General features: G+C 64.8%; 16 protein-coding genes. 5 read left to right on the plus strand and 11 right to left on the minus strand.

Going from position 1 to position 20,244, the window contains the following annotated elements; translation table 11 throughout:
• Positions 1 to 65: 65 nt before the first annotated feature.
• The 5 genes from MRBLMS1_RS25805 to MRBLMS1_RS25825 all read right to left on the minus strand — a co-directional run bounded on the left by MRBLMS1_RS25805 (position 66) and on the right by MRBLMS1_RS25825 (position 8,637).
• A complete protein-coding gene (locus tag MRBLMS1_RS25805; protein WP_485883022.1) occupies positions 66 to 563 on the minus strand; it encodes a VOC family protein in 498 nt (165 codons plus the stop codon).
• 81 nt (positions 564 to 644) lie between these two features.
• Positions 645 to 2,009 carry a TolC family protein gene (locus MRBLMS1_RS25810; protein WP_485883024.1) on the minus strand — a complete coding sequence of 455 codons (1,365 nt, stop codon included), beginning with the start codon at positions 2,007 to 2,009 and terminating at the stop codon, positions 645 to 647.
• A complete protein-coding gene (locus MRBLMS1_RS25815) occupies positions 1,999 to 3,342 on the minus strand; it encodes an HlyD family type I secretion periplasmic adaptor subunit (protein WP_485883026.1) in 1,344 nt (447 codons plus the stop codon). Before MRBLMS1_RS25815 ends, MRBLMS1_RS25810 begins: the two co-directional genes overlap by 11 nt.
• A complete protein-coding gene (locus tag MRBLMS1_RS25820; protein ID WP_485883028.1) occupies positions 3,339 to 5,525 on the minus strand; it encodes a type I secretion system permease/ATPase in 2,187 nt (728 codons plus the stop codon). The genes MRBLMS1_RS25815 and MRBLMS1_RS25820 overlap by 4 nt, the downstream gene beginning before the upstream one ends.
• Before the next feature lie 91 nt (positions 5,526 to 5,616).
• A complete protein-coding gene (locus MRBLMS1_RS25825) occupies positions 5,617 to 8,637 on the minus strand; it encodes a calcium-binding protein (protein ID WP_485883030.1) in 3,021 nt (1,006 codons plus the stop codon).
• 351 nt (positions 8,638 to 8,988) lie between these two features.
• On the opposite strand from MRBLMS1_RS25825, the gene MRBLMS1_RS25830 reads away from it, so the two are divergent.
• Positions 8,989 to 10,098, plus strand: coding sequence for a serine hydrolase domain-containing protein (locus MRBLMS1_RS25830; RefSeq protein WP_485883032.1), 1,110 nt, complete (start codon positions 8,989 to 8,991; stop codon positions 10,096 to 10,098).
• 43 nt (positions 10,099 to 10,141) lie between these two features.
• On the opposite strand, the gene MRBLMS1_RS25835 is transcribed toward MRBLMS1_RS25830, so the two are convergent.
• Together MRBLMS1_RS25835 and MRBLMS1_RS25840 are read right to left on the minus strand one after the other, a co-directional pair.
• The gene (locus tag MRBLMS1_RS25835) at positions 10,142 to 10,786 is read right to left on the minus strand and encodes a DUF6000 family protein (RefSeq protein WP_128141584.1); all 645 of its coding nucleotides are present in this window, start codon (positions 10,784 to 10,786) and stop codon (positions 10,142 to 10,144) included.
• Positions 10,783 to 11,676, minus strand: coding sequence for a LysR family transcriptional regulator (locus MRBLMS1_RS25840; RefSeq protein WP_485883035.1), 894 nt, complete (start codon positions 11,674 to 11,676; stop codon positions 10,783 to 10,785). The genes MRBLMS1_RS25835 and MRBLMS1_RS25840 overlap by 4 nt, the downstream gene beginning before the upstream one ends.
• A 109-nt stretch (positions 11,677 to 11,785) precedes the next feature.
• Between MRBLMS1_RS25840 and MRBLMS1_RS25845 the strand changes: the two genes are divergently transcribed.
• Positions 11,786 to 13,285: an MFS transporter gene (locus MRBLMS1_RS25845; protein WP_485883037.1), complete on the plus strand. Its 1,500-nt coding sequence runs from the start codon at positions 11,786 to 11,788 to the stop codon at positions 13,283 to 13,285.
• Here MRBLMS1_RS25845 and MRBLMS1_RS25850 read toward each other — a convergent pair.
• From MRBLMS1_RS25850 to MRBLMS1_RS25860, 3 genes are all read right to left on the minus strand, one after another.
• Entirely contained in the window at positions 13,267 to 13,803 is a 537-nt protein-coding gene (locus tag MRBLMS1_RS25850) for a CPBP family intramembrane metalloprotease (RefSeq protein WP_058049555.1), read from the minus strand. The two genes, MRBLMS1_RS25845 and MRBLMS1_RS25850, sit on opposite strands and share 19 nt — an antisense overlap.
• 82 nt (positions 13,804 to 13,885) lie before the next feature.
• Entirely contained in the window at positions 13,886 to 15,466 is a 1,581-nt protein-coding gene (locus MRBLMS1_RS25855) for a methyl-accepting chemotaxis protein (RefSeq protein WP_128141587.1), read from the minus strand.
• Positions 15,467 to 15,732: 266 nt separating this feature from the next.
• Positions 15,733 to 16,167: a hotdog fold thioesterase gene (locus MRBLMS1_RS25860; protein WP_072453709.1), complete on the minus strand. Its 435-nt coding sequence runs from the start codon at positions 16,165 to 16,167 to the stop codon at positions 15,733 to 15,735.
• Positions 16,168 to 16,310: 143 nt separating this feature from the next.
• On the opposite strand from MRBLMS1_RS25860, the gene lpxO reads away from it, so the two are divergent.
• From lpxO to fdx, 3 genes are all read left to right on the plus strand, one after another.
• Positions 16,311 to 17,210 carry a lipid A hydroxylase LpxO gene (gene lpxO, locus MRBLMS1_RS25865; protein ID WP_034748499.1) on the plus strand — a complete coding sequence of 300 codons (900 nt, stop codon included), beginning with the start codon at positions 16,311 to 16,313 and terminating at the stop codon, positions 17,208 to 17,210.
• Between the two features lie 82 nt (positions 17,211 to 17,292).
• Positions 17,293 to 17,691, plus strand: a complete 399-nt coding sequence (locus MRBLMS1_RS25870; RefSeq protein WP_485883041.1) for a DUF6331 family protein — start codon at positions 17,293 to 17,295, stop codon at positions 17,689 to 17,691.
• Positions 17,692 to 17,752: 61 nt separating this feature from the next.
• On the plus strand, positions 17,753 to 18,085 hold the full coding sequence (gene fdx, locus MRBLMS1_RS25875; protein ID WP_072453711.1) for an ISC system 2Fe-2S type ferredoxin: 333 nt from the start codon (positions 17,753 to 17,755) through the stop codon (positions 18,083 to 18,085).
• A gap of 45 nt (positions 18,086 to 18,130) precedes the next feature.
• Here fdx and MRBLMS1_RS25880 read toward each other — a convergent pair whose 3' ends face one another.
• Positions 18,131 to 20,176, minus strand: coding sequence for a M13 family metallopeptidase (locus MRBLMS1_RS25880; protein WP_485883043.1), 2,046 nt, complete (start codon positions 20,174 to 20,176; stop codon positions 18,131 to 18,133).
• Positions 20,177 to 20,244: the final 68 nt, after the last annotated feature.

Below are 20,244 nucleotides of genomic sequence, written 5' to 3' on the forward strand. Positions count from 1 at the left end.
ATGGCTGGGACTATAGCAAATGCCGGCCATCTTGGACAGGGTGCACCGCTGCCTGACGGACCAGGCTAGCCCGCGTAAGCCCGCTTGATCTCGTCGATGTCGATCTTTTTCATGCCCATCATGGCTTTCATCACGCGCTGGGCCTTGACGGGATCGGGATCGCCCAGCAGCTTGACCATGATGGTGGGCACGATTTGCCAGGACACGCCAAACTGGTCCTTGAGCCAGCCGCACTGCTGCGCTTCCGGCGCCCCGCCTTCGGACAATTGGTTCCAGTAGTGGTCGACCTCGTCCTGGGTTTCGCAATTGACCTGGAACGAGATCGCTTCGGAAAACTGGAACAAGGGTCCGCCATTCAAGCCCGTGAACGTCTGGCCGTCGAGTTCAAACGCGACAGTCAGCACGCTGCCCGGTTCCTGGCCGTGGATTTCCTTGCCCTCCTCGCCATAGCGCAGGATCTGGCCGATCTTCGAATTGGGGAAGATCCCCGTATAAAACAGGGCCGCCGCCTCGGCGTGCCCGTTGAACCATAAACACGGGGTAATCTTTTGTATGCTGTGCATGATGTCTCCCTAGTCCGGTGTGTGGATTAGCAACGCTAATATAGTCACAAATGCGCCGGCATGGCGCGCGGAATGCGCCGATTAGCGCCCTGCAATGGCCTCCCGTCCCAGCACGCCGGCGCTGGCCAGCAGACGCAGCCGGGCCGAGCGCCATTCCGCCTGGCAACGGATGCGCTCCTGCTGCGCCTCGAGCAGCGCCGACTGGGTGTTCAGCATTTCCAGGATATCGGCCGCGCCCCGGCCGAACTTGCGCTGCACGCTGGCCTGGGCATCGCGCGCCGCGTCCAGCCACGCTTGCGAGGCAGCCAGGTTGGCCAGCGCCGTACTCGCCTCCGCATGCGTTTTCACCAGTTCCATCAGAGTCTGCTGCTTTACGTCTTGCGCCTCGGCTTCCCTTTGTCCGGCCTGCGCCAGCGCGCCGCGCACCTTGTAGTGGCGCGCAAAACCGTCGAACAGGGGAATGTTCAATGAGATGCCCACCAGGGTTTCGCGCGTGGACGCGGCGGACAAGCCCTGGTTGGGGCGGCCGTTCTGGTAGATATTGGCCGTCAGGTCGATGCTGGGACGGCCTTCCGACTCGCTCACGGCCACCCGTTCGCGCGCGGCCGCCAGCTGCGCCTGCGCGGCCACGATGGCCGGGTGCCGCGCCTGGGCCAGCGCCAGCCAGGTGTGCAAATCTTCACGCAGGCCAGCCGCAGGTTCGGCCGCATCGTCGTCCAGCACCACGCCCGCATCGGCCGGCAAGCCCAGCGTATACACGAGCACGGCGCGCGCCTTCTGGAATTCGCCATCGGCGCGGCTGGCGCCCAGGGCCGCCTTGGCCAGCGCGCTCGCCGCCTGCAGGGTGTCGCTGTGCGAGCCGAGTCCACGCTGGGCGCGGCGCTGCGTGGCCAGCACTGTTTCCTCGGCCAGCGCCTGGTATTCCTGCCGCATCCGCACGTTGGCCCGCGCCGTCTGCGCGTCGAAATACGCGCTGACGGTGGCCGCCAGGGTCTTTTGCAGCACGGCGTCGCGGTTGGCCAGGGCCGCGTCGAGCAAGGCTTGCGCCGAACGCTGTCCCGCCGCGCGCCCGCCGAAGTCGAACAGACGCCAGGACAGATTGAGCGAACCCGTATTGCTGTTCAAGCTGCCGGAAGGCGTGCTGGCGCCCGGATAGGCCGTGCGGTCGTGCACCCGGCTCACGCCTGCATTCAGGGTCGGCAGAAAGGCGGCCCTGGCCTCGCCCACGCCGGCCGCCTGCAGCCGGATGCCGGCCCAGGCGCCGTGCACCTGCGCGTTGTGGCACAGGGCCAGGTCGACGGCCGCCGGCAGGGTCAATGGCACGCCCTCCTCGTACGCGGACGGGCATGGCGCGGCCTCGAGCTCGCCCGCGTGCGCCGCAACACGGGCCAGCAGCAAGCTGGCGACGATGGCGATGGCGGCCATGGCGCGGCATCTAGCGTTCATGCAGCGCCTCCTTCTGGTGCTGCACCAGCGGCGAGAGCACGTATTCGATCACCCTTCTCGTCCCCGTGCGGATTTCCGCGCGCACGGCCATGCCGGCCGTCAAGGGCACCGTCTTGCCGTCGATGACGATGGACGGCTGCCGCAGCGTGATCCTGACGGCATACACGGGGCCCTTCTTTTCATCCTCGACGGCGTCGCGCGAGACGCTGCTGACGACGGCGGGCACGGTGCCATACTTGGTGTAATCGAAGGCGTCGACCTTGATGGCCACCGCCTGCCCGACCTGCACGAAGCCGACGTCGCGGTTTTCCAGCACGGCGTCGATTTCCAGCTTGCCCTGGCGCGGCACGATCTGCATCAGCGCCTGCGCGGCCGGCACCACGCCGCCCACCGTATGCAGCTTCAGCTGCTGCACCGTGCCATCGACGGGCGCCGTCAAACGCAGCAGGCTGCCGCGCGCGCCGGCGCGGCGCGCGTCCTGGCCGCTGGCCGCCGCCACTCTGGCCCCTTCCGTCAGCGCGTCGTAGGCGTCCTTGCGCGTCTGCGCCACCAGGGCCGCGCGCTCGCTGCGGGCCGACGCCAGTTGGCCGGCCAGGTCGATGCGCGCCTGTTCCTTTTCCAGCCACGCGTGTTCGGCCACGTCGCGCGTCGCCAGCAGCGCCTTGTAGTCGCCGGCGCGCTGCGTGGCCAGCGGCAACGCCTGGGCATAGCGGGCGATTTCTCCATCGAGATGCGCGAGCCTGGCGCGGAAATTCGCGTACTGGCCATCGAGGTGGCCCTGCGCTTCCTCGCGCTGGGCGGCGGAAGCGCCATCGGGCGCCGCCAGCTTGGGCAGCGTCAAGCTGTCGATGGCGGCGATCAGCGCGCGCGAGCGGGCCATCTGCAGCGCGGCCGCCACGGCGTCGCCGGCGGCCTTGTCGCGTTCGGCGTCCGGGCCGCGGCTGTCGAGTTCCACCAGCAGCTGGCCCGCCTTCACGGCCTGCCCCTCGCGCACGTGCAGGGCGCGCACGGCCGCCACGTCGACCGAGGCGATGGTCTTGGTGTTGCCGGACGGAATGATCTTGCCGGCCGCGTTGACGATGATGTCGACCTGGCCGAAGACCGCCCACAGCACGATGCAGCCGACCAGCAGCATCAGCACCCTGGCCGTCAGGCGCAGCGACGGCGATACGGGCCGCTCCTGCAGCGCCAGCGCGGCCGGCAAGAAGGCCGCCTCGTCTTCGCTGAGCACGGGGCCGCTCAAGGCCGCGCGCTGGCGCCAGCTGTGCCGCAGCACCTGGCCGTAGCGTTGCAACAGCTCGCCATACGCGGCCAGGCGGTGGCCGGTGCTCATGTTGCGTCCCCTGTTGCGCTCCCGCTCGTGCCCTGCTGCAGGCTGTACAGATGGGCGTAGATGCCGCCCGGCTGCGCCAGCAGCGCGTCGTGCGTGCCCAGTTCGGCCACCTGCCCCCGCTCCATGACCACGATGCGGTGTGCTTCACGCACGGCCGACAGGCGGTGGGCGATGATCAGCACGGTGCGCCCCGCACAAATGCCGCGCATATTGTCCTGGATGATCTTTTCCGATTCATAGTCGAGCGCGCTCGTCGCCTCGTCGAAAATCAGGATGCGCGGATCACCGATCAGGGCGCGGGCGATGGCGATGCGCTGGCGCTGGCCGCCCGACAAGCCCGTGCCATGCTCGCCCACCATGGTGTCGTAGCCTTCGGGCAACTCGCAAATGAAATCGTGGGCACCGGCCAGTTTCGCCACGGCGATGACGGTTTCCATCGGTAGCGCCGGGTCGCTCAGCGCGATGTTGTCGCGCACGGAGCGGTTGAACAGGATGTTTTCCTGCAGCACGACGCCAATCTGGCGCCGCAGCGAAGCCGTGTCGATGACGGCGATATCCTGCCCGTCGATCAGCACCTTGCCCCGTTCGGGAATGTACAAGCGCTGCGCCAGCCGCGTCAAGGTGCTCTTGCCCGAGCCGGAACGCCCGACGATGCCGATCACTTCGCCGGGCGCGATGGAAATCGATACATTGCGCAACACTTCGGCCGCATCGGGCCGGTAGCGGAAACCCACTTGCTGGAAGTCGATGGCGCCCGCAATGCGCGGCAGGCGCGCCTTCTGGCTGCCCGCTTCCACGCGCGCGTTGAGGATGTCGCCGAGCCGGCTCATCGAGATGCCCACCTGCTGGAAATCGTTCCACAGTTGGGCCAGGCGCAGGATGGGCGACGCCACCTGCCCGGCCAGCATATTGAACGCGACCAGTTCGCCCACCGTCATCTTGCCGTCGATGACGAGGGTGGCGCCCCACCACATGATGGCCGCCGTCACCAGCTTGCTGACGAGCGTCACGCCGCCGCTGGCCAGCATGCCGATGTTGTTTGCCGACAAGCCCGCCGACACATAGCCGGCCAGCTGCTTTTCCCACTGCTGCTGCCAGCGCGGCTCGACGGCCATGGCCTTGAGCGTATCGACGCCGCTGATGGTTTCAACCAGAAAGGACTGGTTTTCCGCGCTACGGTTGAATTTATCGTTCAATCTGCCACGCAGCACGGGCGTGAGCAGCATCGACAGGGCCGCGTAGACGGGAATCGAGGCCAGCACGACGATGCTGAGCGCCGCGCTGTACCACAGCATGGCGGCAATGAAGATGAAGGAAAACAGCAGGTCCAGCACCAGGGTCATGGCGTTGCCGGTGAGAAAAGACCGGATATTTTCCAGTTCATGGATGCGCGCCACGGAATCGCCCACGCGGCGCGCCTGGAAATACGCGATCGGCAAGGCCAGCAAATGGCGGAACAGGCGCGCGCCCAGTTCCACGTCGATCTTGCTGCTGGTGCGCGCGAAAACATAGGTGCGGATGAGGCCAAGCACGGCTTCGAAGACGATGGCGCACACGAGGCCGATGGCCACCACGTGCAGGGTTTTCATCGCGTGGTTGACCAGCACCTTGTCCATCACCACCTGGAAAAACAGGGGCGTGGCCAGGCCGATCAGCTGCAGCACGAAGGAGATCAGCAGCACTTCGCCCAGCAGCCTGCGGTATTTGACGACGGCGGGAATGAACCAGCTGAAATCGAAACGGGCCGTCTCGCCCGCATAGCTGGCCTTGCTCGTGAAAAAGATCAGCTCGCCCGTCCAAGCGGCAAGAAAAGCTTCGCGACCGAGGATTTGCGGCGGCTGGCCCGGATGCTGGACCAGCACCTTGCTCACGCCGTCAGCGTCCGTCTCGACCTTGCCAAGGATAAAGAAACGGCCATCCGTATCGATGGCGATGGCCGGCAGCGGCGCTTGTGCCAGCCTTTCGGGCGCCTGGCGCACCAGTTTGGCCGTCAAGCCAAGTTGCCTGGCGGCCAGCAGCACGGTTTGCCGCGTGAACACGGCCTGTCCGAAAGCGTGCTTGAGCTGGGCGCCATCGGCAGCGATGCCGTGCAGGCTGGCCATCAGCAGCAGCGACAGCAAGCCCGTGTCGGGCGCAGTTTTTTCTATGGACGGCGTATCGTTGCGGTGGGAGAGGACTGTCATCGGGCAATATCAGAGATTCAATGGCGCAGCCAGGCCGTGGCAGGTCGCCCCGGCCCGGCTGCGTGAGGGTGGATCTGGCTATGTCAACTGATTAATGGACTGCCGCCAGCTGGATCTGCGTCGACGGATTGCCGTGGCCTGACCATGGCGCCGATGCGGCCGCCGGCACGGCAAAGCCAGCCATCGCTTGCACCAGCTGCGCGGAATCCGCCTGCCAGCCGCCGATTCCGTCCTGGCTGACGGCACTGAATTGCTGCGCGGCACGCCAGTTTTGCGCCAGCACCGGCGCCAGGATAGCCGCCGTGCCTGCAGGCAAGGTCAGCTGGCCAGCCGCTGGCGGCGTCAGGCCTGCCATCGCCTGCACGAGGTTTTGCACCTGGCTGCCCAGCAAGACCCGGCCATCGGCCATGCGGAATTGCTCGATGCTCGCCCCCGCTGCCGCATACCAGCCATTGACGGTGATCTTGTCATTGGTGCCGATGGTGCTCACTTCGAGGTTGGTGCCCACTTGGCGGAACCACAGCTGCTCGGCACTGACGCCGGCCAGGAAGGACACCACGTCGCGGCTGCCCGCCTCGTTCGCCTCGGAAATAATGTCGATGCCGTCGCCGCGGGCGAAAACATAGGTGTCGTTGCCCAGCGTACCGGCCAGCGCGTCGTCGCCCTTGCCGCCTTGCAAGGTATCGTTGCCAAGGCCGCCCACCAGGATGTTCTTCAGTTCATTGCCCGTCAGCACGTCGTCGAACTTGCTGCCGAAGACGGCGTTGAAATTGGCCAGCACGTCGCTGCCTGCACGCGCCGTCATCGGTCCGCCAACGGGTGCGAAGGCGGCCGTCACGCCCGTAGTGGAAGTGGCGTAGGTCAGCGAATTGCCCGCCCCGCCACCGTCGAGCACGTTGCCGCCGGCGGTGCCGACATGGAAGACGTTGTTGGTATAGGCGCTGCCCGTCACCGTCAGGCCGGGGCCGCTGAGGCGCACGTACTCGACGTTGTCGGCCACCGTGTAGTTGACACTGGTGTACACGGTGTCGTTGCCGCCATTGCCACGTTCATCGATGAAGTCGCCGCTGTGGTTGACGTAATACGTGTCGTCGCCACCGAGGCCTTGCAGCAGGTCGGCGCCCGTGCTCCCACTGATGACGTCGGCGCCCGCCGTGCCGACGAATGTTTGCCCCGTCGGTTGCGTGGGACCGTTGAAATGCCAGGCCTGGGCCAGCGCGGGCGCCAGGGCGGCGGCCGTGGCGGCAGGCAGGGTTAGCTGGCCCAGCGGCGGCGGCGCCAGGTTCGCCATCGCCCGCACCAGCAGTTGCACGTCGGCGCCGCGCATGACGTGGCCGGCGGCCGTGCGGAATTCCTCGATGTTCGGCACAGCCGCGTTCCAGGCGCGGATGGTGATCTTGTCCGTGGTGCCGATGGTGCTCACCTCCAGGTCATTGCCCACCTGGCGGAACCACAGCTGGTCGATGTTGACGCCGGCCAGGAAGGCGATGGTGTCGTAATTGGCATCGGCGGACGATTCGGTAATGACATCGGCGCCGTCGCCGCGCACAAAGACATAGGTGTCGTCGCCGAGGCCGCCGGTGAGCACGTCGCTGCCTTTGCCGCCTTGCAAGGTATCGTTGCCGAGACCGCCGGCCAGGGTATTGGCCAGCTCGTTGCCGGACAGTACGTCGTCATAGCCGCTGCCGGTCACGCTGGAAATATTGACCAGCACATCGCTGCCGGGGCGGGCCGCATGGGATTCGTTGATGGAAACGATGCTGGCCGTCGCGCCCGCCTTGGAACCCGCATAGGTGGCCGTACTGTTCGTGCCGGTGCCGCGCAGCACGTTGCCGCCGGCGACATCGACGTGGAACACGTTGTCATTGCCGTTGCCCGTCACCGTCAGGCCGGCGGCGCTCACATGCACCTCTTCGACGTTGGCGGCCAGCGTGTAGTTCGCGCTGGCATAGACGGTATCGCGGCCGCCGCCAGCCTGTTCCACCACCACGTCGCCGCTGTGGTTGACGTAATACGTGTCGTCGCCGGCCAGGCCCGCCATCACGTCGGCGCCCGCCGTGCCCTGGATGATGTCCGGATTCACCGTGCCGGTAAAGACGCCATTGCCGGGCTGGTTCGGTCCTTCCGTACGCCAGTTCTGCGCCAGCGCCGGCGCCAGGGCGGTGGCCGTTGCCGCTGGCAAGGTCAGCTGGCCAGCGGCCGGCATCGCCAGGCCCGCCATTGCCTGCACGAGGTTTTGCACGTCGCTGCCCAGCAGCACGCGGCCATCGGCCGTGCGGAATTCCTGGATGCGGGGCGCCGTACTGGAAAACCAGACGTTAATGGTGATCTTGTCGCCGGTGCCGATGGTGCTCACTTCCAGCGCCGTGCCCACCTGGCGGAACCACAGCTGGTCGGCGCTGACGCCGGCCAGGAAGGAGACGACGTTATGGCTGGCCGCCTCTTCCCCGTCAACGATGATGTCGGCGCCGTCGCCACGGGCAAAAATATACGTGTCGTCGCCCTGCATGCCGGCCAGGGTATCGTCGCCCTTGCCGCCGCGCAGGATATCGTTGCCAAAACCGCCCACGAGGGCGTTTTTGAGCTCGTTACCGGTCAGAACATCATCGAACTTGCTGCCGGCGATGTTGGCGATATTGAGCAGCACGTCGCTGCCGGGCGGCGCCGTCACCGGGCCATTCGCTCCGGACAAGGTCGCCGTCACGCCCGTGCTGGACGCCACGTAGTTGACCGTGTTGCCCGTGCCGCCGCCATCGATCCTGTTGCCACCGGCCGCATCAACGAAAAAGACGTTATTGGTATTGGCGCTGCCCGTTACCGTCAGGCCGCCTGCGGTCAGGCGCACGTTCTCGACGTTGTCGGCCACCGTGTAATTGACGCTGGTGTAGACGGTATCGCTGCCGCCGTTGGCCAGTTCGACGATCACGTCGCCGCTGTGGTTGACGTAATACGTATCGTCGCCAGCCAGGCCTTCGAGCACGTCGGCGCCCGTGGTGCCGCTGAGGATATCCGCGTTCGCCGTACCCGTGAAGCGCTGTGCGGCGGCTGCCGAACTGTTCAGGTAAGCGTCGATGGCGGAGACGCTGGAGCCAGATGCATTGTTTTCAGTCATGTTGCAGTTTCCTGTCGTTAAACTTAAAACCAAGATTGAATATGCCGGCGCAGGCCGGCATGCAAGGCAAAAGTTCGGGCCGCATCCACTTGCCATTCAGCGTGCACCTTCAACGGTCCGGCACTTTTGGCGCATGGACGGCGAGCGCTTGAGCGTCGCCTCGCATGCACGCCTTAATGACGCGCAATCGGGACAGGCACTGTTATTTGTCATGCAAATGTCACACTGCATGGGGGAAAGAAGAGGAACCTTGCCCAGTTTTTTCTGCCACCGCTATAGCCATTGTGCGAGAATGCCCCTCCCCCCTCGATGGTGCGCATGATGACCAAACTCGCCGCAAGCATCACTGTAATGACACTCGCACTGGCAGCTTGCAAGCCAGCAGCCACGGCACCTGCGCACGACATTCCTGCGGCCATGCGCCAGGCCGCGACCACCCTGCTGCAGTCACCATTGCTGCACGCGACCTCGATTGCCGTCGTTTATCGCGGCAAGGAATTCATCCTGCATCAGGGAGAGCTGGAGGCCGGCAAAGGCAATCCGCCGAACGATACAACGCTGTATGAAATCGGCTCAGTCAGCAAGACTTTTGCCGGCCTGCTACTGGCGAACGCTGTGCTGGACGGGAAGGCGGCGCTCGACGATCCCATACAAAACTACCTGCCGGCCGCCTACCCGAACCTGCAGTGGCAAGGCCAGCCCGTGCGCTTGCGCCACTTGATCACGCACACCAGCACCATGCCGGGCATGCTGCCATTGCAGGTGAACGCCATATTGCAGGATTTCACGGCACACGCCACGCCGGCAAAGCTCAATGCAGCCTACGCCAACTACGGGCAACAGCAATTCTGGCAGGATTTACATGCAGTCAGCATCAAGGGTCCGCTTGGCAAGGACTACGCCTATTCCAGCGCCGGTACCGAACTCATTGCGCACACACTCGAAACAATCTACGGCATGCCCTATGCAGTCCTGCTCACGCAATTCATCGCGCGCGAAGCCGGCATGCACGATACCAGGCTGGAAATCGCAGCTCAGGATGCCGGCCGGCTGGCGCCCGGCTACCACAGCGACAATCCCGTCATCACGACACCGATGCCGCAACTGCCCTGGGGAGCCGCCGGCAACCTGAAGTCGACCATGCCCGATATGGCGAAGTACCTGCGCCTGCAATTGAGCGCCCATCGCGCGGCTGCCGAATCGCACAAGCCGCTGGTGCGCTTTCAGGATGACTTCAGCATTGGCTATTTCTGGAATATCGGCAGCAATCGCCAGTTGGGCACGCATTATGTGCACCATGGCGGCGTGCCACGTGCGCAAAGCTACGCTTACGTCGTTCCCCAATATGAGCTTGGGGTCTTCATCATCACCAACCAGAGCGGCGACGCGACCGCCGGCGCCATGGAAAGCGCGCTGGCGCCTATTTTCGACACAGTGGAATCCATGGAAAGCGCGAAGTAGCCGCCAACAATACGTACGGCGCCACAGTTTGGGAAGATGGCGCTTATTTGCCAGCCGCTGCGGCCTGCAAGGCGCGCAAGGCGGCCATGCGGGAAGTAAATTGCGCGAGCGCGTCGTTCAGCGCCAGGCCCGGGCGGCTGGCGGCGAAACCGGTCCAGGCCGGAGCGTGGCGGGCCGCCTCATCCCGGCCATGCTGGCCATCGAGGTAGGCAATGGCCGCCATCGCTTGCTCCTGATCAAAGTGCAACTGCGGCTGCCGAAGGTAATGTGCAAGATAACGGTGCAGGTAGTCGCGGCTGGCTGGCGTGTCGAAAACGGCCAGCGCCAGGCAATACGCGCTGCCCGCGTAGCAGACCTCGCTGGCCAGCAGCAGGCCGCCCAGCTGATCCGTAAACGCGGACTGCCCGGTCAGTGCGGCCAGGTAGGCGCCCGCCGTGCGGCTGCGCCAGTCGAATTGCCCCAGCAGGCGCGCGATGACGGTGGCGTCGGCTTGCGCCAGCCGCTGCGCGCACGCCAGCGCCTGGGGCTGGTGCAAGCCCATGTACAGGGGCCGCACCCAGTCATCGCGCAAGGCCGCCGTCAGCGGTTCCTGCGGCGGCAACGCCGGCATGGCAAACGGGTGGTCATGGCGCACGGTGGCGCCGGCCACATGCAATTGCAATGGCGTCAGGGAAGAATCGACCGTCATGGCATAGCTCCAAAAGTTTGATCCTGTAATTGCTGTACGAGGAAATCGATGAAGACGCGCAAGCGCGGCGGCAGGTGGCGGCTGGCCGGCCACAGCAGCCAGAATGCCGTGCGCGCCTGCGTATGCTCGTCCAGCAGCGAGACCAGTTGCCCCGCCGCCAGCTCGCGCTGCACGGCAAATACGGGCAGGTAGGCGATGCCCTGCCCCTGTACGGCCAGGAAGACGCGCATTTCCACGCTGTTGCACACCATGCCGGGCGCCGGCTGGGCAGCCTCGTCCATCAGCGGCCACTGTTCCAAACGGCCCGTGGCGGGAAAGCGGTAATCGAGACGCTGATGCCGCATCAGTTCGGTGCCATCGGCGGGCCGGCCGTGGCGCGCAAGGTAGGCGGGCGACGCCACCAGCAAGCGGCGGAACGTACACAGTTTGCGCCGCATCAGGCTTGAATCGGCCAGTTCGCCCGTGCGCACGGCCGCGTCAAAGCCGTCGCTGACGATGTTGACCATGGCGTCGGAGAAATCGAGGTCGAGTTCGATGGCGGGATAGGCTTGCATGAACGCACCGATGGCCGCTTCGAACAGGCCGCTGTAGCGTGGCAGGCTGATACGCAGGCGGCCGCTGGGCGCGCCGCCCGATTCACCGAGTTCGCGCTCGGCCGCTTCCACCTCGGCCAGGATGCGCTTGCAGCGCTGCAGGAATTTTTCCCCTTCCGCCGTCAGCGCCAGATGCCGCGTGCTGCGCTGGAACAGGCGCGCGCCGAGCCGAGCCTCCATGCGCGCCACGCTTTTCCCGACGGCCGACGACGACAGGCCCAGCAGCCGGCCCGTAGCCGAAAAACTGCCGCTGTCGGCCACCTGCACGAACATGGCGATGCCCCCCAAGCTATCCATTCATACTCCATTCAAGACATTCTTGTCCGATATGTTGATCAGTTTAGCCCATTTTTCTTCAATGATGGGCGCGCCATACTCGCCCCTCTTTCTTTCATATCCGACACCCATGTCCTCTTCCTCACCTCTTTCACTCCCGCTGCAAGTGCTGGCCGCCTGCCTGACGGGCTTGCTGATACCCCTGTGCTTCACGGGTCCGGCCGTCGCTCTGCCCGCCCTCGGCGCCGAATTGCACGGCAGCGCCGCCGCCCTGAACTGGGTCATCAATGCGTATATCCTCAGCTATGGCAGCGCCATGATGGTGGCCGGCAGCCTGACGGACGTGCTGGGGCGCCGCCGCGTCTGGCTGGCGGGGCTGGCGCTGTTTTGCGTGGCGACCCTGGCCATCGCCGTCGCGCCATCGGTGGCATGGATCGCCGCGCTGCGCTTCGTGCAGGGCCTGGGCGGCGCGGCCGCGTTCGCCGCCGCCATGTCCTCGCTGGCGCCATTGTTCCACGGCGCGGCGCGCAGCCGCGTGATGAGCGTGCTGGGCACGACGTTCGGCCTGGGCCTGGCCTTCGGTCCGCTGGCGGCCGGCGCCATGCTGGCGCTGGCCCGCTGGCCCGCCATCTTTTATGCCACGGCCGCACTGGGCGCCATCGGCATGCTGCTGGTATGGGTCAGCGTGCCGGCCGATCCGGCGCGCGGCCAGGGCCGGCTCGACTGGCCTGGCGCCATCAGCTTCAGCGCCGCGCTGGGCCTGCTGACCTTGGGCATGCTGCTGGCGCCCGAACACGGCTGGCGCAACGGCGCCGTGCTGCTGTCCCTCGCCGCATCCGTGCTGCTCTTCCTTGCCTTTGTCGCCATCGAGCGCAGGACGGCGCGGCCCATGCTGGATTTGTCGCTGTTCCGCCAGCGGCGCTTTGTCGCCGTGCAAGTGCTGGCCGCCTCGCCCGCCTTCCTGTTCATCGTGCTCATCGTCATGCTGCCCGGGCGCTTCATCGGTATCGACAGCATGTCCGCGCTGGCCGCTGGCCGCCTGATGATCGCCCTGGCCGCGCCGCTGCTGCTCGTGCCCGTGCTGGCGGCGCTGCTGTCGCGCTGGGTCAAGACGGGCACCCTGTGCGCGGCGGGGCTGCTGCTGGCTGCGGCGGGCCTGGCCTGGCTGGCGCAGGTGCTGGGTCATGGCGGCACCGCGGCGCTGGCCGGCCCCCTGCTGCTGATCGGCGTGGGTATCGGCTTGCCGTGGGGCTTGATGGATGGCATGGCCCTGAGCGTGGTGGAAACGGAGCGGGCCGGCATGGCGACGGGCATCTTCAATACCGTGCGCGTCAGCGCCGATGGGGTGGCGCTGGCGCTGGCGGGCTCTTTGTTGGCCGGCCTGATCGGTGCGGGCCTGGCACAGCAACTGCCGGCCGAACTGCCCGTGCTGGCCGCCGCCAGCCGCGCCGCGCTCGGCGATATCCAGCAGGCAACACAGCTGCTGGGCGGCCAGGAAGCGCTGCTGCGCGCCAGCTATGACGCCGCCTTCCGCCAGTTGCTGGTCGGCTTGGCGCTGCTGGCCGTGGCGCTGGCAGCGCTGGTGCCGTATTTGCTCAGGAAGGATGGGGCTCAGGCGTCCAAACCGTAGAACACGGCGATAAGGATGGCGATATTGTTGCAGGCGCGCGCAAATGCCGTTGTCGCATAGGCAACGGCCACACTGGGGCCGCGGTAGCGCAGGTAGACAAAGCTGAACATGGCGCCCGACCCCAGCGCGACGATGGCGTGCAGCAGGCCGCCACTGATGAAATGCACGATGGCCCACAGGATGGCGCCGATAAAAACGCTGAGCTGGCGGCTGGCGCCCAGGCGCCGGAGGATTTCCAGCGGCAGCAGCTGGCCGAGGAAAGTTTCCAGGATGGGGGAATAGATGACGACCCAGAACACCAGCAGGGGCAGCGACATTTCGCGCTTGAACTTGGACAGGCCCGTGTGCGCGCCCCAGTATTCGGGCGGCAACAGCCATTTGGTGACGAACAGGATGGCAAAGCACAGCATGCAGGTCAGCAAGCCCCAGCCGAGACCGGCAAGGGCCAGCTGCAGCACGGGCGGCGCCGGTTTGTCGTCGTCCGGGCTGGATAGATCATGGCTGCTGCGCACTTGCATGACTCGTCCTGGCGGTGATCCAGCGCTCATTGTAGCGCGGAATATGCCGGTTGGCGCGCGCCGCGCCAAAGCGCCATCGGCCTCAGGCCGCCAGGCGCAGCGGTCCGTTGGCCGGCGGGGCCAGCTTGAAGATGCCCACTTCCTGTTCCAGCTGCGCCGCCTGCTGCTGCAATTCGTGCGCGGCGGCGGCCGCCTGCTCGACCAGGGCCGCGTTTTGCTGGGTCACCCTGTCCATGTCGACGATGGCGCGGTTGACTTGCTCGATGCCGGCGCCCTGCTCCTGCGTGGCGTGACTGATCTCGGCCATGATGCCCGTCACCCTGCCGATGCCGGCCACCACGTCATGCATGGTGGCGCCCGCCTGCTCGACGAGCACCGTGCCCGTGCCGACCTTGCTGACGGAATCGTCGATCAGGGCCTTGATTTCGCGCGCGGCGGCGCTGGAGCGCTGCGCCAGGCTGCGCACCTCGGTGGCGACGACGGCGAAGCCGCGTCCCTGCTCACCGGCGCGCGCCGCTTCCACGGCCGCGTTCAAGGCGAGGATATTGGTCTGGAAGGCGATACTGTCGATCACGCCGATGATGTCGACGATCTTGTTCGACGACGCATTGATCAGGCCCATGGTGTGCACCACTTCGGCCACCGCCTTGCCGCCCTGCTCCGACACCTTCGACGCTTCGCGCGCCAGGCGGTTCGCCTGCTGCGCGTTGTCCGCATTCTGGCGCACGGTGGAAATCAGTTCTTCCATCGATGAAGCCACTTCTTCGAGCGAGCCGGCCTGCTGCTCCGTGCGCTGCGACAAATCGCGGTTGCCCGTGGCAATCTCGGTCGAGGCCGTGGCGATGCTTTCCGTTCCATGGCGTACCTTGCCGACGATGGCGGCCAGGTTGTCGCGCATGGTCTTGATGGCAAACAGCAGGCTGCTGTCGTCGCCATGGCGTGTGTGCACGTCGATGGCCAACTCCCCCAGCGCGATGCGCCCGGCAATCGCGGCCGCATACGCCGGTTCGCCGCCCAGCTGGCGCAGCAGGCCGCGCGTGATGACGGTGGCCACCGCAATGCAAATGAGCACGCTGAGCGCGGCCAGCACGCCGATCCAGCGCAGCGACTGGCCGTAGATGGCGCGCGCGGCCACGCTGGCCTGCTCCGATTCGCGCTGCACGTTTTTCAGCACCGTATCGATGTCGGCGACGATCTGGCGCCGCAGGGGGCTGCACTCCTCGACGAGGAAGGTGCCGTACTGTTCCATTTGGCCAGCGGCGCGGAACTGGCGCGGACGCTGCAATTCCTGCGCCATGGCTTTCAAGCCCGAGCTGACTTTCTCGAATTGAGCGTCACCAACAAATTGCGGCGCCAGCCGGGCCAGCGCGTCCAGGTACAGGGCCTTCTGGCTGTCGAGGATGGCCAGCTCTTTCTCGGCCGCGGCCTGGTCGTGGAAGATATACGCGTTGCGGGCGGCCAGGCCCGTCTGGTCGAGCGCTTCGCGCGCCACATACAGCGGTTCGAGTTTTTCCAGTTGGACTTTTTCTTGCGCGTCCATGGCGCCGGAGATGGCGCCGATGCGCAGCAGCGCGAAGGCCGCCAGCACCAGCATGAGTAAGACCAGCAGCCCGAAGCCTGCGCTCAGGCGCGCGCCTATCGTCAAACGATTGAATGACATCATTGTTGTTATTGCCCTGTATAAAGTTGATTGTTGCCGGTTCCGCTAGAACCAGCGATCTGCTCGCCGTCGTGTGCCTTTCCCGCATGCTGCAGGATGGGTCTCTAACTGGCGTTTTTTGGGCAGTCAGCTTCTAATGTCGGGCAATGCAGGCGCGCGGGACTTTCCGCTACGCCATACAACAGCACACTGAATTATAAGCGAACAGCGTTTTTTATGATTTCACGCGCTCGCTTTTCATGCCTTGATGCAAGTCAAGAGCTGCCGCATCAGCCCGCGCCCGGAGCGTCGATAACGGCCATGGTGATGCGCGAGATGCAGCACAGCTTGCCGTCGTCGCCCGTGATGCGGATTTCCCAGACCTGGCTGGTGCGGCCCCGGTGGATCGGCGTGGCACGCCCCGTCACATGGCCGCCGCGCACGCCGCGCAGGTGGTTGGCATTGATTTCCTGGCCCACGCTCACGTGCCGGCTGGAATCGAGGCAGGCATTCGCGGCCATGCTGCCCAGGGTTTCGGCCAGCAGGACGGAGGCGCCGCCATGCAGCAGCTTGAACGGCTGCATGGTGCGGTGGTCGACGGGCATGGTCGCTTCGATCCAGTCCGGGCCGAAGGCCGTAAATTCGATGCCCAGGTGGCGCATGGCCGTGCCCTCGCTGGCGGCGTTGAGGATGGCCAGGTCGAGCGGTGCGTGCCAGATTTCCATTGTTACCTCGGATAGTGTGTAGAAAAGGCCATTGTAGGACAGAGCGTCCGCGCGTGCCGCTTCATCTTTCCTTCACCGTGGCCCGGGGTGGCCATGGCATTAACTGGTTATAATTGCCCCATTCTTAAAAAACGAGGTTGTGTATGAAGTGGGCCTTGCTGGGCATTTTTGTGTTTTCTGTTTTACATATTCATTTTCGGGGCAAGGTGCGCCTGCCGTTCCGCCGCCAGATCTTCGATCACTCCTCGTTCATGGCGCCGCTGAACCTGTTCATGCACACCTTTTCCAAGGTGCCGGCCACGCCGTATTTGGCCGTCGATCAATTTCCGGAACTGGCGCCGCTGCAGCAGAACTGGCAAATCATCCGCGATGAAGCGCTGCGCATGCAGGAAATGAAAAAGATCAAGGCAGCCGAAAAGAACAATGACGTCGGTTTCAATTCCTTCTTCAAATATGGCTGGAAGCGTTTCTACCTGAAATGGTATGACGCGAACCACCCGTCGGCGCAGCAGATGTGCCCGCAAACTTATGCCTTGCTGCAATCGATTCCGTCGATCAAGGCCGCCATGTTCGCGGAACTGCCGCAAGGCGGCAAGCTCAATCCGCACCGCGACCCGTTCGCGGGCTCCTTGCGCTACCACCTGGGCTTGCAGACGCCGAACGACGACCGCTGCTTCATCGACGTTGATGGCGAGCGCCACAGCTGGCGCGACGGCCAGGCCGTGATGTTCGATGAAACGTATATCCACTGGGCCCGCAACGATGCCGACAGCGACCGCATCATCCTGTTCTGCGACATCGAGCGCCCGATGCGCTACCGCTGGGCGCAGGGCTTGAACCGCTGGCTGGGCCGCACCCTGATGACGGCCGCCGCCTCGCCAAACGAACTGGGCGACCAGGTGGGCGGCGTGAGCAAGCTGTTCCAGATCTCCTGGACCATGGGCCAGTACCGCCGCCGCTTCAAGGCGTGGAACAAGACGGCCTACCAGATCACCCGCGTGGCGCTGGTCGTGGGCATCATCGCGCTGATCTATTTTATTTAAGCGCTGCATTACCGCGTTAGAAAACCGCCTTCGGGCGGTTTTTTTTATAATGCGATACCACTGCCCAGGAGAATGCTGAAACATGACGCAACGCGACCATCAATACGATATCCAGATCGGCGACGATGCATGGATCGAATTCATCAGTCTTGATGGCCGCTATGAGCAGGCCATCGACATCGATCCCTTGCTGGGGGAACTGTGGCCGCTAATCTGCCTGCTGGAAACCCATTGTGTCGCCGGCTGCTGCGGCATGGATGCCTACGATTTCACACGCGAAGCCGTCAATACGGCCTTGCTGGAACTCGATCGGGCACAACTGCATGCCGCCTGCGCGCAAGCCCACAGCGCCGTGGCAGCGGCCGCCAGCGATGTATTGCTGAGTAACACGATGAATCACTACGCGGATAAACGCGTGTTCCTGCAATTGATCGAGCATCTGGACGAGTGCATCGTTGCGCAGGATGCCGCAGGGGCTTGACCTTGCCAAGGCGGGAAGGTCCACAGTGGCGGCATTGAAGGATAAACGAGGAGAATCCCGCATGCCAAAAATCACCGTCCTGCCCCATCCCGAGCTGGCCCCGGAAGGCGCCGTCTTCGACGCGCCGGAAAACATGAGCATTTGCGACGCATTGCAGCGCAATCAGATTGACATTGAACACGCCTGCGGCCAGGTGGGCGCCTGTTCCACCTGCCACGTGGTCGTGGTGCAGGGTTTCGACTCGCTCAACGAGCTGGGCGACAATGAAGAAGACATGCTGGACCAGGCCTGGGGCTTGCAGCCCCACTCGCGCCTGTCGTGCCAGGCGCGCCTGGCGCAGGAAGACCTGACGGTCGAGCTGCCCCGGTACACGCTGAACCACGCCAAGGAATAGTCCCCGGCGCGCTTGCGCGACTGCCCTACGGGTTTACCACGTGATTTACCACATGATCACGCGCTGCTCGGGCGGCAGATACATCGGATCGCCCGGCTTGATGCCAAACGCTTCGTAGAAGCCGGGCTGGTTTTTGACCGTGCCCTTGGCGCGGAATTCGCCCGGCGAATGCGGGTCGCTCTTGATCTGGGCGATGGCCGCTTCGGGACGCAGTTTCGCGCGCCATTTCTGCGCAAAACCGATGTACAGGCGCTGTTCGCCCGTCAAGCCATCGATGACGGGCGATGGCTTGCCACCGAGCGAACGCTGGTACGCCTTGTAGGTGATCGACAGGCCGGAATTGTCGCCGATGTTTTCGCCCAGGGTCAGCTCGCCATTGATGTGGTAGCCCGGCACGGGGCTGTAGGCACCGTATTGCTTGACGAGGCCGGCGGCCAGCGCCTTGAAGGCGGCCCGGTCTTGCGCCGTCCACCAGTTGCGCAGACGGCCCTTGGCATCATATTGGCTGCCCGAATCGTCGAAGGCATGGCTGATTTCATGGCCGAAGGTGATGCCCAGCAAGCCGTAATTGACGGCATCTTCCGCCTTCACGTTGAAGAATGGCGGCTGCAAAATGGCGGCCGGGATCGTGATGGCGTTGAGGGCCGGGCTGTAGCTGGCGTTGACGGTTTGCGGCGTCATCGACCATTCGTCGCGGTCGACCGGTTTGCCCAGCTTGGCCAGGTTTTGCTGGCGGCTCCACGCGCGCGCGGCGCGCACATTGGCGATCAGGTCATTCGGCTGCGTCTGCATGCTGCTGTAGTCACGCCAGGTATTCGGGTAGGCGATCTTCGGCTTCAGGGCCGCCAGCTTGAGCTGGGCTTCCTTCTTGGTTTCCGGGCCCATCCAGTCGAGCTGCTCGATGCCATCCTTGAACGAGGCGACGAAATTGTCGAACATGGCCATCACGCGGGGCCGGGTTTCCGGCGGCAGATACATTTCCACGTAGCGCTTGCCGACGGCGTCGCTGATGGCGTTATCCGTGAAGCGCAGCGCCAGCTGCCACTGCGGTTCGCTTTGCGGCACGCCGCGCAGCACCGTGCCGTCGAAGGCGAAGCGCTCCTTGACGGTCGCGCTGTCCAGGTAGGACGCATAGCTTTCGATGATGCGCCAGTTCAGATAGCTCTTCCACGATGCCAGCGGCACGGCGGCCACGGTCTCGGAAAAGCCTGTCATGAAGCTGGGCTGGCGCACGACGGCCGAGGAAGCTTTCGGCGCCAGGCCGGCGGCCGTAAAGTAGGCGTTCCAGTCGAAGGCTGGCGCCAGCGACGCGAATTTGTCGAAATCGACGCGGTTGTACGATTTGACGGGGTCGCGCATCTGCACGCGCGTCCACTGCACTGCCGCCAGGCGCGTCTCGATGTCGAGGATCTGCGCCGCATGTTCAGCAGCGGCCTTGTCGCCGCTCATGGCCAGCATGGTCTCGATATGCTTGAGGTATTTGGCGCGCACGGCTTGCAGCTTGGCGTCGTCGTCCTTCAGGTAGTAGTCGCGGTCGGGCAAGCCCAGGCCGGACTGGCTGATGTTGACCGTGTACTGCTCGGGGTCTTGCGCATCGGGCGCCACATAAGCGGAAAACGGCGTCGCAACGCCATTACCCTGCAGATAGGCCAGCAGCGCCGGCAAGTCTTTCTTGTCCTTGATGGCGGCAACGCGGGCCAGTTCGGCATGCAGGGGCTTGAAGCCGGCCGCATTGCGCGCCTTCTCGTTCATGAAGCTCGTGTACAGGTCGGCGATCTTGTGCGCTTCACTGCCGGGCTTGCCGGGATTTTTCACGGTGGCGTCGATCAGTCCGCGCAGCTGGCCCTGGGCGATTTCGCGCAATTCGATGTACGTGCCCCAGACGGATTTGTCGGCCGGGATTTCCGTATTGCGGGTCCACACGCCGTTGACATAGCCGTAGAAATCATCCTTGGGACTGACTGCCGGGTCCAGGGTTTTCAGGTCGATGCCGGAGACGGGTGCGGCGGGATTGTTGGCTTGGGCGTACAGCGAGGGCGAAGATAAGGCGAGCAAGGCGCAGCAGGCGGCGCTGATAAGTGAGCGTTTCACGAAGATTCCTTTAATTGTTTTCACTTCATGTTGGGGAACATGCTTGTCCAGGCATGGGAGGCCGGATT

It is taken from the genome of Massilia sp. LMS1-1-1.1 (assembly GCF_040815535.1).
In the GTDB taxonomy this organism is placed as follows: domain Bacteria; phylum Pseudomonadota; class Gammaproteobacteria; order Burkholderiales; family Burkholderiaceae_D; genus Janthinobacterium; species Janthinobacterium aestuarii.

Bases quoted from the DNA above. Each gene is read 5' to 3' on its own strand.
- MRBLMS1_RS25840 (WP_485883035.1), bottom strand. From the start codon at position 11,676: ATGGATAGCTTGGGGGGCATCGCCATGTTCGTGCAGGTGGCCGACAGC.
- MRBLMS1_RS25845 (WP_485883037.1), top strand. From the start codon at position 11,786: ATGTCCTCTTCCTCACCTCTTTCACTCCCGCTGCAAGTGCTGGCCGCC.
- MRBLMS1_RS25870 (WP_485883041.1), top strand. From the start codon at position 17,293: ATGACGCAACGCGACCATCAATACGATATCCAGATCGGCGACGATGCA.
- MRBLMS1_RS25815 (WP_485883026.1), bottom strand. From the start codon at position 3,342: ATGAGCACCGGCCACCGCCTGGCCGCGTATGGCGAGCTGTTGCAACGC.
- MRBLMS1_RS25810 (WP_485883024.1), bottom strand. From the start codon at position 2,009: ATGAACGCTAGATGCCGCGCCATGGCCGCCATCGCCATCGTCGCCAGC.
- MRBLMS1_RS25830 (WP_485883032.1), top strand. From the start codon at position 8,989: ATGACACTCGCACTGGCAGCTTGCAAGCCAGCAGCCACGGCACCTGCG.
- MRBLMS1_RS25855 (WP_128141587.1), bottom strand. From the start codon at position 15,466: ATGATGTCATTCAATCGTTTGACGATAGGCGCGCGCCTGAGCGCAGGC.
- MRBLMS1_RS25820 (WP_485883028.1), bottom strand. From the start codon at position 5,525: ATGACAGTCCTCTCCCACCGCAACGATACGCCGTCCATAGAAAAAACT.
- lpxO (WP_034748499.1), top strand. From the start codon at position 16,311: ATGAAGTGGGCCTTGCTGGGCATTTTTGTGTTTTCTGTTTTACATATT.
- fdx (WP_072453711.1), top strand. From the start codon at position 17,753: ATGCCAAAAATCACCGTCCTGCCCCATCCCGAGCTGGCCCCGGAAGGC.
- MRBLMS1_RS25825 (WP_485883030.1), bottom strand. From the start codon at position 8,637: ATGACTGAAAACAATGCATCTGGCTCCAGCGTCTCCGCCATCGACGCT.
- MRBLMS1_RS25805 (WP_485883022.1), bottom strand. From the start codon at position 563: ATGCACAGCATACAAAAGATTACCCCGTGTTTATGGTTCAACGGGCAC.
- MRBLMS1_RS25835 (WP_128141584.1), bottom strand. From the start codon at position 10,786: ATGACGGTCGATTCTTCCCTGACGCCATTGCAATTGCATGTGGCCGGC.
- MRBLMS1_RS25860 (WP_072453709.1), bottom strand. From the start codon at position 16,167: ATGGAAATCTGGCACGCACCGCTCGACCTGGCCATCCTCAACGCCGCC.
- MRBLMS1_RS25850 (WP_058049555.1), bottom strand. From the start codon at position 13,803: ATGCAAGTGCGCAGCAGCCATGATCTATCCAGCCCGGACGACGACAAA.